Origin of the sequence: Flavobacterium artemisiae (assembly GCF_042678225.1) — a bacterium.
Classification (GTDB): domain Bacteria; phylum Bacteroidota; class Bacteroidia; order Flavobacteriales; family Flavobacteriaceae; genus Flavobacterium; species Flavobacterium artemisiae.
Genome location: NZ_JBHUDZ010000018.1, coordinates 690,299 through 705,222 on the forward strand (window position 1 = coordinate 690,299; position 14,924 = coordinate 705,222).

Sequence of the window (14,924 nt, forward strand, 5' to 3'; positions counted from 1 at the left end):
TAGCTTTATCTGCTGAGTGTGCATTTTAACACATAGAATCATAGTTTAATTTGTCTGCAAAAGGCGTTTCACTTTTTGCAATTCACATAGCTTTTATATGTGTGAAAGCTAGTTTCTTCGCTAACCTTCATAAACAAAAAAACCTATGTCTCTATGTGTTAAAAAAATCAACAGAATTATTTTAATATCCTGAGTTCTGCTCCAGATTTGGATTATTATCAACATCAACCTGCGGAATCGGCATTCTGTGGTTTTTACCCACTTTAAAGTTTTTAAAGTCCGAATCACGAAGTGAAATTTTATCAACAGAAGCCTGAGAATCTAAATCTCCCCAGCGTTTTAAATCTTCCCAACGAACACTCTCGCCCGCTAATTCTAAAACTCTTTCTGTTTTTAAACGTTCTAAGAATTTATCATGATCGGTTCCAATTTCTGGATGCGCGGCAGCTAATGTATTCATGTTCACACGAGCTCTCACCAAATCAACATATTGATACGCTGCGGCGGTATTTCCTGTTTCGTTTAAAACTTCGGCATAACGTAGTAAAATATCACCATATCGAACCAATCTGTAGTTTACCTGACTGTAGTAATCTTCATTATTTCTGTAATAATCACGGCTTCCTTTTCTAAACCAAGCTTCATCGTTGTTCCATTCCCAGTTTCTATCGTAGGTTTTGTCTCCAAAATCAGCCAATAGCTGCGGATAATACAATGTCCATCTTAAACGAGTATCCAGGTTTCCGTCTTTGTTTTTTTCTTCTTTAAAAGCATTTACCAACCAGATTCTTGCTTGTCCGTCTGACCAGCCGATTCCTCTTGGGGCAAAAAATTGTGAACGGTTACTCGAAACTGCTGCATTTTGCGCTTCGTCTGTTCCTCCTTTTCTTTGGTCTCCAAACTGAATTTCGAAAACAGATTCGCTGTTATTTTCATTCACATCTGTAAAGTTGTCTCGATAATTAGCAACTAGAGAATATTTCGCGCCAGCTCCTGTAATTAGATATTCCAAAGCTGTTTTTGCTTCTGGCCATTTGTGCTGCTGCATGTATGTTTTCGCTAAAAATGCTTTCGCAGCGCCTTTGTCTGGTCGTCCGGTTTCTGAAGTCGGCCAGTCCCTTGGTAAATCTTCGTAAGCTTCGTTTAAATCTTTTTCTATTTGCGCCCAGATTTCAGCCACCTTTTTTTGCTGTGGTAAATCTGCGGGTGTAGACGGATCTAAAACCAATGGGACATCTTCCCAAATAACAGCCGCATAGTAGTAATGCAGTGCTCTAAAAAATTTAGCCTGAGCTATAATTTTCTTTTTATCTTCTTCATTTTGAAAAGCGATATTCGGAACATTTGCCAAAACCTGATTACATCTAAAAATAGCTTTGTAAGTATCTCTCCATGTTACGGCATTTCCTTCCCAGAAATTATAATTGATGTAATTGAATCTCGTCCAGTCTGCCAATTCTGTCCACGGACTCACGCTGTATCCTTCGTCAGAAGTTAAATCCAAACGGAAATACATCCATCTTGCCCACAAACCATCTTTATAAAACATAGCATAAATGGAGTTTACGCCGGCTTGTGCATCACTTTCAGTTTTCCAATATTGATCTACTGTAATATCATTTGGGCTGTTCAAGTCCAATTCGTTTTCACAAGCTGTAAAAACAAGACCTAGAAAAGCTGCTGTTATAATTATTATTTTTTTCATTACGCTGTTTTTTTAATTAAAAGCTAAACTCTACACCAAAAGAATACGTCTTAAGATTCGGGAAAGAACCGTTATCAACACCTCTCTCAAAGATTCTATTATCGCCAGTATTACTAAACTCAGGATCTAAACCTTTGTATTTTGTAATTGTGATAATGTTTTGAGCTGATAAAGTCAATCTTGCTCTTGTAATTCCAGATTTTTCTAAAACACTCTTAGGAAGATTATATCCAAATCCGATGTATTTTAGGCGGATAAAATCACCGCTCTCTAAGAAACGGTCGCTGTCTCCTCTAGAGTTCAAAGTCGAACCTTTTGTAACTCTAGGAAAATCAGTATTTGGATTTTCTGGTGTCCAAGGCTGTATTCCAGTTCTGTAGTTACTGTTGTCATCAAAACGATCAACAACACTTCTAAATCCGTTATAAACAGTCGCTCCGTGTGATGCAATCCAGTTCATAGAAAAATCGAAACCTTTGTATTCAGCTCCAGCGTTTAAACCCATTTCAAATTCTGGCCACGGACTTCCAACCACTTTTTTATCAGCATTTGTAATTTGTCCGTCTCCATTGTTGTCTTTAAAACGAATATCTCCAGGAACTGCATTTGGCATAATAACTTTTCCGTCTGCCGTTTTGTAGTTATCAATTTCCTGCTGGTTTTGGAATAGCCCATCTGTTTGCAGTACATACCACATCCCTACCGGATTACCGCTGCGCGTCATTGTATTTCCAACAATGTTTTCGTTTTGACCATTTCCTAAAGAAACCAGCTTGTTATTTACTTTTGTGAAGTTTACAGAAGCATTAAAAGAAAATTCATTGATTTTTTTGCTGTAAGCCAGCTCCAATTCAAAACCTTTATTTTCTACAGTTGCAGCATTTGAAATCGGATTTCCTCCATCATTTCCTGTAGTCAATAAAATTGGAAAACCAAACAATACATCTTCTGTGCGAGCGATGAAATAATCTGCTGTTAGACGTAAATCATTATTTAAAACGCCTAAATCCAATCCGATATTGGTTTGTTTTAATTTTTCCCAGCGCAATTGTGAGTTTGATAATTTAACCTGAGTGGCAGAAGGATATAAATTTTGCTCATTCCCTAAAACAATCTGCCCGAAATTATTCACGAAGCTTTTAGATTCATACTCTCTAATATTTCCAGAACCTAATTCTCCATAACTTGCTCTTAATTTTAAGTCTTTAATGAATTCTGATTTAAAGAAAGATTCGTTACTCAATCTCCATCCTGCAGAAACTGAAGGGAAATTCCCCCATTTATTTCCGTCACTGAATTTTGAAGAACCGTCACGTCTGATCACGGCATTCAACAAATAACGATTATCATAATTGTACTCAAAACGCCCTAAATAAGATGCCAAAGCGGCTTCGTTTATAAAACCTCCAACAACTGGCGAATCTCCTTGATTAAGAACTTCATAATATTGTCCTGTTCCAGAATTCATCGGAAGGTTTCTCTTTGTTCCATAAATCTGATCGTAAGTATCTTTTTGAAACGTCTGACCTACTAAAAGCGAGATATCATGTTTACCAAATTCTTTTTTGAAAGTCAATGTATTTTCAAACAACATGGTTTGAGATCTTCCTTTGTTTTGATCGGTTTGAGATGGATCTTGAGGCTGGTTTAAAGTCCAGCTTCCTTTCTTTCTCATGTATTTATACGAATCGAAACTCGTTTCATAACCAAAATTGAAACGGTATTTCAGCCAAGGCACAAATTTTAATTCTGACCAGATGTTTCCTCTAATTCTAAAGTTTTCATTTGTAGTATTAGAAAAATCAGCCAACGCTAAAGGGTTTGTTCCAAAAGTATCTGCAACTCCTTGTTTTCCGTAACCATAACCGCCTGGATTAGACGGATCGTAAAGCGGAATTGTAGGCGTCATTCTATAAACATCAATGATTGGGTTTCCAGACATTTCATCTGTTTTAGAATTACTGATGGCTAAGTTTTCTCCAATACTGAAAATCCCTTTTGTTCCGCTTGAATTGACACGGAATGAAATCCTGTCAAAATCAGTTCCGATCACTGTACCTTCATTTCCAAAGTAATTTCCAGACATAAAGAAGCTTGAATTTTCATTTCCTCCAGAAACGCTGGCATTATAATCCTGAATCATTCCCGTTCTAAAAACTGCATCCTGCCAGTCTGTATCTACAGCCATGTTTAGGTTCTGTCTCGGAAGTCCTGCGTTATCATAAGCCATGTTATTTAATTTGGCAAACTCTTGAGTTCCCATTAAATCGTAGCGAGGCATAACGGTAAAACTGCTTTTTGCTGAAACTTCGACTTGAAGCGGGCCTTTTTTTCCTTTTTTAGTGGTAATAATGATAACACCATTTGCCGCTCTTGAACCGTAGATCGCCGCCGCCGATGCATCTTTTAAAATTTGAATCGATTCGATATCATTTGGGTTAAAATCCCTGTTGGCAGAAGTCACTAATCCGTCGATAACATAAAGCGGATTTGTGTTTTGAAGATTCTTAAGACCACGAATCTCCACATTGGCTTCCTGCCCCGGACGTCCGCCGCCACGAACTTTTACCCCAGTTGCAACACCTTGAAGTCCGTCTGCAACCGTAGTTACTTGTCTTTTCTGGATTTCATCGGCTTTTACTAAAGCAACTGCTCCCGTAAGGTCTTTTTTCTGTTGTGAGCCGTAACCTACAACAACTATTTCTTCGAGTTTCATTGCGTCTTCGGCTAACGAAACATTTACTGAAGTTCGATTGTTAATCGCAATTTCTGTGGTTTTATAGCCTTGCGAACTAAAAACTAAAGTCTCATTTCCGTTGGCAGCAATAGAATATTTTCCGTCAAAATCTGTTGCAACACCTTTTTGAGAGTTTTTAATCAAAACATTTGCAAACGGAATTGGTTCTCCCGTTGCTCCGGTTACGGTTCCGGTAACCGTTATCTGCTGTTGGGCAAATGAGGACTGCAGTAATAAACTAAAGAAAAACAAGAGGTAATATCTCTTTGTTAAAATTTGATTGAACTTTGTTTTCATTGATTTTGCATTTTAGATAGTTATTTCTTCTGTGGTTTGGTTTAAAAATTAGACCTAATTCAATCTCCAGGTCTTCGGCCAAAGAAAGAATTAAAACTAATGACTTTTGATAAGTTGTTCATTTTGTTTCAAAATTATTAATGGTTGATTTTTTCAAACATAATTTTATTGATAGTATATTTTTAGACTTAAAAAATTATCAATATGATTTATTTGAAAATCCAAAGTAGGTGCTTTTTATTCAAAATAAAATGCTTCATTTGTGTCAATATCTCTCTCAAATGATTCAAATTGTATTAAAAACAGGCCATTTTCAGTCAGTTGCAACATTTTGTAGAATATTGAGACGATTTGCAGAAACATCGATTTAAGCCTAAAAAACACAACTATGCGTAAATTCTTTCTTTTCTTAATTATCTGTTTTTTTTCGAACCAAATTTTAAATGCACAAGAATATTATTTTAAACATTTTCAGGTCGAAGAAGGTCTTTCAAACAATACCGTTTTAGCGTCCATTCAGGATAATGACGGCTTTATGTGGTTTGGAACTAAAGACGGTTTAAACAGATTTGACGGTTATCGCTTTAAAACCTATCGAAATTCCGGCGATCCGATTCATAGTTTAGGAAGCAATTATATCCAATCTTTACACGAACACAACGGCACTATTTGGGTAGGAACTGATAAAGGACTTTACCATTATGATAAAAAACAAGATCGCTTTACGATTTTAAATGAAGCTATAAATGATCGTATCAACGACATCAATCACGACCGAAAAGGCAACATTTGGTTTATATCCGGCAACATATTGTATAAATATGCGACACAGAAGAAAGAAACAACGACTTTTAATCCGAACAAATATTTTGTTACCACATCAATTACACGAGATTCTAAAGGCGAAATCTGGGCTTCCTCTTTAAATAAAATCTATCACTATTCTGAAGAAAACCTTTCGTTTGAAAATATGGTTTTAAATCCGCCTGCGAACAAAGCCAATTTTAGAATTACAGTAATTTATACTGTTGACACCGAAAATATCGTAATCGGAACTCAAGATCACGGCGTCCTTATATATAATAGGAGAAATAAAACGACAAACGAATTAAAATTTGACACGAAAGAACCTGTTTTTGTCCGTCAGTTTAGAAAAAGAGGAAATGATGAACTTTGGATTGCCAGCGAATCTGGTGTATACGTTTATAATCTGAAAACACATACAGCGGTAAATCTTAAAAAGAATTACAACGATCCGTATGCGATTTCAGACAATGCCGCCTACTCGATTACAATTGATAAGGAAAACGGAATTTGGATAGGAACTTATTTTGGCGGTATCAATTATCATCAAAAACAATACACACAGTTCAAAAAGTATTTTCCGCAGAAAGGGCAAAACTCCATCAGCGGAAGCGCGGTTAGAGAAATTCACAAAGATGATTACGGCGATTTATGGATTGGAACCGAAGATGCGGGCGTCAATCGTTTTAATCCGAAAACGCAGCAATTTACCTCCTATCCTGCATCTTATTATAATATTCATGCTCTTTTACCAAGAAAAGACAAAATCTGGGTCGGAACTTTTGAGCATGGTTTGGATGTTCTAGATCGAAATTCGGGAAGAGTGATCAAACATTACAGCGCCAACGACGGCAGAAGCGGACTGCACAGCAACTTTATTTTTTCTTTTTATGAAATGAAAAATAAAGACTTTATTATCGTTACCACTTCTGGATTGTACCGTTATAACGAACAGGCGGATAATTTCGAAATCATGAAATTCTTCCCAGAAACCTATCATTACACCAATTTTAAAGAAGACAGTGACGGAAATTTCTGGGCAGGAAGTTACCGCGACGGACTGCTTTTTTATAATCCGAAAACAAAGAAAAAAGAGGTTTTTACATATGATTATAAAAATCCGAAAGGCATCAGCAATAATACCATTAATACGATTTTTGAAGACAGCTCAAACAATTTATGGATTGCTACAGAAAACGGCTTAAATCTCGTTGACCGCAAAACGCATACGTTTACCAAATTCACGACTAAAAACGGAATGCCGAGTAATGTTTTCTATTCGATTTTGGAAGATGACGAAAAAAATCTTTGGATGACGACTTCTAAAGGTTTGGTGAAATTTGGCCCCAACCATAAAACTACCAAGATTTTCACGACTGCAAACGGACTTTTGAGTGATCAATTCAATTATAATTCGGCTTTTGAAGATACAAATGGCGATATGTATTTTGGAAACCTCAACGGAATGATCAGCTTCAACCCGAAGCATTTTACTAAAAACAAATACACGCCTTTTATTTACATTACCAATTTACAAATCGGTAATAAAGATATTGAAGCAAACGAACCCGACTCGCCTATTAATCAGTCGATTTCTTTTATTGATGAATTAGAATTAAACAACAATCAATCGTCTTTTAACCTGGAATTCGCATCGTTAAACTTCACGGCTCCTGAACTTACCGAATATTGGTATAAACTCGAAGACGTCAACAAAGACTGGGTTTATTTGGAACGAAATAACAAAGTGTTTTTTACCGAACTTGCGCCGGGAGATTATGTTTTTAAAGTAAAATCGCTGAACAGTTTTGGGGTTTGGAGTAAAGAAGTAAAACTCAAAATTAAAATCCTGCCGCCATTTTATGCCAGCAATTATGCTTATCTGCTGTATTTTGTACTGCTTTGCGCCGGATTTTATTACGTTATTCGTTATTCTCAAAATCTGACACAGATTAAGAATAACCGTAAAATCAAGCATTTGAATGATGAAAAAGAGAAAGAAATCTACCAAGCCAAAATTGATTTCTTTACCAATGTCGCGCACGAAATTAGAACGCCGCTTACGCTGATAAAAGGGCCGTTGGAAAAACTTTTAGGTTTAGAATACGAACAGGCCGAAGTACCTCAGCATCTTTCGATTATGAAAAAAAATACTTCACGGCTTCTAAAATTAGTAAATGAACTTTTAGATTTTAGAAAATCAGAAATTGGCGGTTTGAAATTGACTTTCGTCGAAGCAAATATTTCTTCGCAGGTTCGAAACCTTCATTTGAGATTCAGCCAGCTAATTGAAGAACGCGGTTTGGATTTTCAATTAGAATTGGGAGAAAAAGACATTCATGCTTTTGTAGACAAAGAAGCCTTTAAGAAAATCCTGAGTAATTTGATCAGCAACGCTATTAAATATTCTAAAGACAAAGTTTCGATTTCTTTATTTAGAGATGAAAAAAAACTGACTTTGATTGTGAAGAATGACGGAAGCATTATCCCGATTCACTTAAAAGACAAGATTTTTGAACCCTTTTTTAGGGTTGATAATTCGAATACAGCTTCTGGAACGGGAATCGGACTTTCGCTGGCGCACTCGCTGGCACAGCTTCACAACGGAAATTTACAGCTGGTTGAAGATTCGAATTTTAATGTTTTTGAATTAACGATGCCTCTTCATCAAAAAGAAGAATTTATGTTGTATTCGGAATCTGAAAAAGAAGAAATTGAAAACGAAAAGCCAAAAGAAACTGTAGAAATCAAAAACGAAAAAGCACAGATTTTGGTGGTCGAAGATAATGAAGATCTTTTAAGTTTTATTACAACCGAATTAGCTGTAAATTATACCATTTTGAAAGCAGTAAATGGCGAAGAAGCGCTGAAAATCATTCATAATGAAAACATTCAATTGGTAATTTCTGATGTTTCTATGCCCGTTATGGACGGAATTGAAATGTGTAAAACAATTAAAACCAATCTTGAAACAAGCCATATTCCCGTAATTTTATTGACGGCTAAAAACTCATTGAAATCACAAATTGACGGTCTTGAAGTTGGTGCAGATGCGTATATAGCCAAACCTTTTTCTATGGATTATTTAAAAGTTCAGGCCAATAATCTGATCGAAAACCGAAGACAGATTATGAATTATTATGCGAGTTCGCCACTTTCGCACATTAAAAGTATTGCACACAATAAAACCGACGAAAAGTTCCTGAAAAAACTCGATGACGAAATCCTTAAAAACATTACAGACCAAGATTTAAGCGTAGAATCTTTAGCCGAAATCATGAATATGAGCCGTTCGACTTTATACCGAAAAATTAAAGACATTACGAATCTGAGTCCGAACGAGCTGATTAATATTGTCCGTCTTAAACGTGCTGCCGAATTATTATTAAACGAAAACTATAAAATGTACGAGATTGCCGAAATGATTGGTTATAAATCACAGACAAGTTTTGGGCGTAATTTTCAAAAGCATTTTAATATGTCGCCTTCCGAATATATTGCTGCTAATAAATAAAATTTTATTTTAACACATAGAATCATAGATTTTGTTTGTGTTTAGAGGCGTTTCACTTGTTTCAATTCACATAGCTTTGTGGTAAGCTTTGCGTAACCAAAGTTGAAACTTTGGGCTATGTTCTCAAAGCTATGTGTGAGAACGAGTTTCTTTCAATTACCTTTTTTTTAAGACAAAAAATCTATGTTTCTATGTGTTTAAAAAATTAAACCCAACCTAATTTGCGATAAACTTTGTCAAAGTTTAAAACTTTGACAAAACTGCGAATTAAAAATCGAAGTTCTTCTCTCAAAACTATGTGTGAGAAACGAGTTTCTTTAAATTACCTTTTTTTTTAAGACAAAAAATCTATGTTTCTATGTGTTTAAAAAATTAAACCCAACCTAATTTGCGATAAACTTTGTCAAAGTTTAAAACTTTGACAAAACTGCGAATTAAAAATCGAAGTTCTTCTCTCAAAACTATGTGTGAGAAACGAGTTTCTTTAAATTACCTTTTTTTTTAAGACAAAAAATCTATGTTTCTATGTGTTTAAAAAATTAAACCCAACCTAATTTGCGATAAGCTTTGTCAAAGTTCCGAGTTAAAATGAATATCATTAGTTTCAAAAAAATCACTAATTTTAAACTAACTTCATTTTTACATATATGACTGATAAATCACAATGTTTAAGTTCCATTTTCAGACATCTGGACGGTTTAGTTACAGCTCCAGTGGCAATAGCATTCAAAAACAAATTTATTTTAGACTATATTTTAAATAAAGAACAGATAACCTTATCAGAACTTACTGCTGCTTTTAAAGCCAATGAAGGCTATCTCAATGTCGGTTTAAGAGTTTTGGCTTCACAGGGTTTTCTGGAATATGAAGTTGATAATAAAACTCAGGTTATTACGATTTCTGTCAATGACAAAACAGAAACAGCTTTTTCGCTTTTTCATTTGTATGAAGATGTCGTGGCACTGCTTCAATTATCGATTCAGTTTCATCCGCGTTTGTTTGAAGATACGCCATTTGAAAAACTGAATCTTATTTTCGAAAAATATAAAAACAGATACGGAATTGAGCCTTCTGAGGATCAGTTAACAAACATCATTCAGGAGCAGATTTTAAAACATATTGAAGGTTATTTGATCGGCCCAACAATTGTGCGTCTGGCGATGAACGGAATGTTTCATAAATATTTTATGGAGACTTCTTTCCGTCCAGAAGAATTTCATAAATCACCTGAAAATTTTAAAAAGATCTTAGACTTTTTTGTGCATTTGGGCTGGTTTCTGGAAAAAAACGGCAATTATCAATTTACAGAAGCAGGTTTATTTTTTGCCAAAAGAGCTAGTGCTTACGGCGTTACCGTTTCTTATCTGCCTACTTTTGCCAAAATAGAAGAATTGATTTTTGGCAATCCCGATGCTTTAAGAACTGCCGAAGGCGAAACCGAAACACACGTAGACCGCGAAATGAATGTTTGGGGAAGTGGCGGTGCACACGACACTTATTTTAAAGTAGTAGATGAAATTCTAATCAAGCTTTTTAATCTTCCGATTGAAGAACAACCAAAAGGAATTCTCGATATGGGATGCGGCAACGGAGCTTTTCTACAGCATATTTTCGAAGTCATCGACAGACAAACTTTAAGAGGTAAAATGCTCGACGAATATCCGTTATTTCTCGTTGGTGCCGATTATAATCAAACGGCATTAAAAGTAACCAGAGCCAATTTAATAAAAGCCGATATTTGGGCAAAAGTAATTTGGGGCGATATAGGCCGTCCAGATTTATTGGCCAATGATTTAAAGGAAAATTATAACATCGATTTAAAAGACCTTTTAAACGTAAGGACTTTTCTAGACCATAACAGAATCTGGCAGGAACCCAAACATATTGACGAAAACAGAGTCAGTAAATCTACAGGCGCATTTGCGTATCGCGGAAAAAGAATTAGTAATAACCTGGCGGAAGATAATCTTTTGGAACATTTACAAAAATGGTCTCCATACGTACATAAATTTGGTTTGCTTTTAATTGAACTGCATACTATAAATCCGAAACTTACGGCTCAAAATTTAGGCAGAACTCCCGCAACAGCCTATGACGCCACGCATGGTTTCTCGGATCAATATATTGTTGAAATTGATGTTTTTAATGCTATTGCAGCAGAAGCTGGATTATTTCCTGACAAGGCAGTCTTTAAAAGATTCCCAGATGCTGATACCGCTACAGTTAGCATTAATTTATTGAAAGGGAAATAAAAACTGAGAGAGAAATTTGAAAGAAAATCTTTCGTGATCTTCTTTTATCTGTTTAAATCTGCGTGAAATTTTACTCTCGCAGATTTGGCAGATTGTGCAGATTATTTTAATTGATTAATTCGATGCTTATAGACATTATATTGTCATCCTGACGGAGGAAGGATCTTCGCAAGTAACTCTACAAAGATTGGCGACTTGCTGGGTGGAGCTTCTTGCGAAGATCCTTCCTCCGTCAGGATGACATAAAATGAGAAAAAACTTTGCGACTTTGCGAGAAATTATCTGCCTAAATCTTTTTAAATCTGCGTGAAATTTTACTCTCGCAGATTTGGCAGATTGTGCAGATTTTTTTTGTTTCACGCAGATTTAAACAGATTTTAGCTGATTTAAACAGATTAATTTTATTGATTAATTCAATGCCAATAGGCATCATATTGTCATCCTGACGGAGGAAGGATCTTCGCAAGTAATTCTACAAAGATTGGCTACTTGGTGGGTGGAGCTTCTTGCGAAGATCCTTCCTCCGTCAGGATGACATAAAATGAGAAAAAACTTTGCGACTTTGCGAGAGAACTATTTAAAAAAAATCCGCTTTTATCTGCTAAAATCCATTTAAAATCTGCGTGAAACTTTACTCTCGTTTTTAATTATTAAAACTTAATCGCAATTTTTCCAATCGTAGTTCCCGATTCTAATTTTTGATGTGCTTTTTTGAGGTTTTCTGCCGTAAGTCCGATCAGCGTTTCTTTTAAAGTATGTTTTAAAACACCTTCGTCTAGAAGATCCGCTGTTTTGTTGAGAATATTATGCTGTTCCTGAATATCATCGGTTTCAAACATAGAGCGCGTGTACATTAATTCCCAGGAAAAAGAAACACTTTTACCTTTTAATTTATTCAAAACAACTGGCTCAGCACTTCCTGTAATAGAAGCAATATGACCTTGCGGTTTAATCAATTCTGCCATAATATCCCAATAGAAATTGGTATCAACAAAATCTAATATAAAATCAACGTATTGAAAACCAGCGTTTCGAACTTCTTCTACCAAATTTTTATGATTAACTACAAAATCAGCGCCCTGTTCTTTGCACCAAGCAATACTTTCGGGTCTAGAAGCCGTTGCAATTACGGTTAAACCTGCAAGCTTTTTAGCCAGCTGAATCGCAATTGACCCCACGCCTCCTGCGCCGCCGATAATCAAAATGCTTTTTCCTTTGTCTTTTTCGGGGTTGATTCTGATTCGGTCAAAAAGAATTTCCCAAGCCGTTAAAGTCGTTAATGGCATTGCAGCCGCTTCTTCAATCGATAATGATTTTGGTTTTCTGCCCACAATTCGTTCATCAACAACTTGATATTCGGCGTTGCTACCTTGTTTCGTAATATCTCCCGCGTAGTAAACAGGATCACCAACTTCAAATAAAGTTACTTTTTCTCCCACAGCCTGAACAATTCCGACAGCATCCCAGCCGATAATTTTTGGCGTTTCCAAAACAGTTTCTTTCGCTGCGCTTTGACGTATTTTAAAATCAACCGGATTTACCGATACCGCTTCTATTTTTACTAATAATTCGTGCCCTGCAGGTATTGGTTTTACCGTTTCAAATTCGATAAAACTGTCTTGATCCTCAATGGGTAATGATGTTTTAAATCCTATAGCTTTCATATGTTTATGATTTTCTTTTTTAATTATAAGAACAAAGATATAAGCTGTTTAGATTTTACAAATGGTATATTTTTATACTAAATCGGTATATTTTTTTAAAGATGCTAAGTTTCTGAGTTATTAAGATGCTAAGTTTTTTTGCCATTGAATTTTACTCTCGTAGATTGTGCAGATTGTGCAGATTATTTTTTTGTTTCACGCAGATTTAAACAGATTTTAGCTGATTTAAACAGATTATTTTAATTGATTATTCAATGCTTATTGAAGTCGTATTGTCATCCTGACGAAGGAAGGATCTTCATAAGTAACTCTACAAAGATTGGCAATTTGCTGGGTGGAGTTTCTTGCGAAGATCCTTCCTTCGTCAGGATGACATACATTGAGAAAAAACTTTGCGACTCTGCGACTTTGCGAGAGAAATATATTTTTTAAAAAAAATCTGCCAGATCTGCTTAATCTGCGAGAGAACTATTTAAAAAAATCTGCGTTTATCTGCCTAAATCTTTTTAAATCTGCGTGAAATTTTACTCTCGCAGATTTGGCAGATTGTGCAGATTCTTTCTTTTTATTTCACGCAGATTTTATGGATTTTAGCAGATTTAAACAGATTAATTTTATTGATTAATTCAACGCTTAAAAGGATCTTCACGAGTAACTCTACAAAGATTGGCGACTTATGTGATGGAGTTTCTTGCGAAGATCCTTCCTTCTTCAGGATGACATACATTGAGAAAAAACTTTGCGACTCTGTGACTTTGCTAGAGAAGTATATTTTAAAAAAAAATCTGCCAGATCTGCTTAATCTGCGAGAGAACTATTTAAAAAAATCTGCGTTTATCTGCCTAAATCTTTTTAAATCTGCGTGAAATTTTACTCTTGCAGATTTGGCAGATTATTTTTTTTGTTTCACGCAGATTTAAACAGATTTTAGCTGATTTAAACAGATTAATTTCAATGCTTATTGACGACGTATTGTCATCCTGACGAAGGAAGGATCTTCGCAAGTAACTCTACAAAGATTGGCAACTTGCTGGGTGGAGCTTCTTGCGAAGATCCTTCCTTCGTCAGGATGACATAAAATGAGAAAAACTCTGCGACTCTGCGACTTTGCAAGAAAAATATATTTTAAAAAAAATCTGCCAGATCTGCTTAATCTGCGAGAGAACTATTTAAAAAAATCTGCGTGAAACAAAAAAACAACTTAAAAATATATTTAAAGTAAATTTGTACTACTAAAATCTCAAAAATGATTATTAGAAAAGCAAAAATATCCGACGCGCCATTCATTGCTCCTATTTTATTATTGGCAATGGAAGACATTATATACAAGTTTATAAAAAAAGAAGATTACGCTGCTGCGAAAGACTTTCTACAGTATTTTGTGGAAAGAGAAAACAATCAATACTCTTATCAAAATTGTTTTGTAGCCGAAGAAAATAACGAAATCATCGGCGCTGTAAATATTTATGAAGGTGCTGCAATAGAAGAATTACGAAATCCGATTATTAAATATGTCCGCGAAAATTATAATCCTGAGTTTGATCCCGAATTTGAAACTAAAGAAGGAGAATCTTATATTGATTCATTAGGTGTGAATCCGAATTATCAGGGAAAAGGAATTGGCTCAAAAATTTTGAAGTTTCTTATTGAAGAGTATGTCCATAAAAACAAACAGACTTTAGGATTGTTGGTTGAAGAAGATAATCCGCTGGCGAAAAACCTTTACTTGAAAATCGGATTTGAAATTGTCGGCGAAAAAACTTTGGTCGGAAAAAAACTGGAACATCTTCAAATAAAATAAACGTAAAATCTTGCTTACGTAGATTATAACGCTGATAAAACAGATTTTAAATAGTATATAAAAATCCGTCTAATCCGCGTCTTCGTGATAACGAATCCGTTTTATCCGCGTCAAATGTTTAGTTTAGATTATAAAAAACTTTAATTTTAA

6 protein-coding genes are annotated in these 14,924 nt (G+C 35.2%); 3 read left to right on the forward strand and 3 right to left on the reverse strand.

What is annotated here, in order from left to right; all coding sequences use genetic code 11:
* Positions 1-181 precede the first annotated feature (181 nt).
* Positions 182-1,705, reverse strand: coding sequence for a RagB/SusD family nutrient uptake outer membrane protein (locus ACFSC2_RS22885; protein ID WP_379813420.1), 1,524 nt, complete (start codon positions 1,703-1,705; stop codon positions 182-184).
* Between the two features lie 16 nt (positions 1,706-1,721).
* A complete protein-coding gene (locus ACFSC2_RS22890) occupies positions 1,722-4,739 on the reverse strand; it encodes a SusC/RagA family TonB-linked outer membrane protein (protein WP_379813421.1) in 3,018 nt (1,005 codons plus the stop codon).
* Between the two features lie 388 nt (positions 4,740-5,127).
* On the opposite strand from ACFSC2_RS22890, the gene ACFSC2_RS22895 reads away from it, so the two are divergent.
* Both ACFSC2_RS22895 and ACFSC2_RS22900 read left to right on the forward strand, forming a co-directional pair.
* A complete protein-coding gene (locus ACFSC2_RS22895; protein ID WP_379813422.1) occupies positions 5,128-9,057 on the forward strand; it encodes a hybrid sensor histidine kinase/response regulator transcription factor in 3,930 nt (1,309 codons plus the stop codon).
* A gap of 647 nt (positions 9,058-9,704) precedes the next feature.
* On the forward strand, positions 9,705-11,309 hold the full coding sequence (locus tag ACFSC2_RS22900) for a class I SAM-dependent methyltransferase (protein ID WP_379813423.1): 1,605 nt from the start codon (positions 9,705-9,707) through the stop codon (positions 11,307-11,309).
* Between the two features lie 650 nt (positions 11,310-11,959).
* Here ACFSC2_RS22900 and ACFSC2_RS22905 read toward each other — a convergent pair.
* Positions 11,960-12,973 carry a zinc-binding alcohol dehydrogenase family protein gene (locus tag ACFSC2_RS22905; protein WP_379813424.1) on the reverse strand — a complete coding sequence of 338 codons (1,014 nt, stop codon included), beginning with the start codon at positions 12,971-12,973 and terminating at the stop codon, positions 11,960-11,962.
* A 1,246-nt stretch (positions 12,974-14,219) separates the two neighbouring features.
* On the opposite strand from ACFSC2_RS22905, the gene ACFSC2_RS22910 reads away from it, so the two are divergent.
* The gene (locus ACFSC2_RS22910; RefSeq protein WP_379813425.1) at positions 14,220-14,774 is read left to right on the forward strand and encodes a GNAT family N-acetyltransferase; all 555 of its coding nucleotides are present in this window, start codon (positions 14,220-14,222) and stop codon (positions 14,772-14,774) included.
* Positions 14,775-14,924 lie beyond the last annotated feature (150 nt).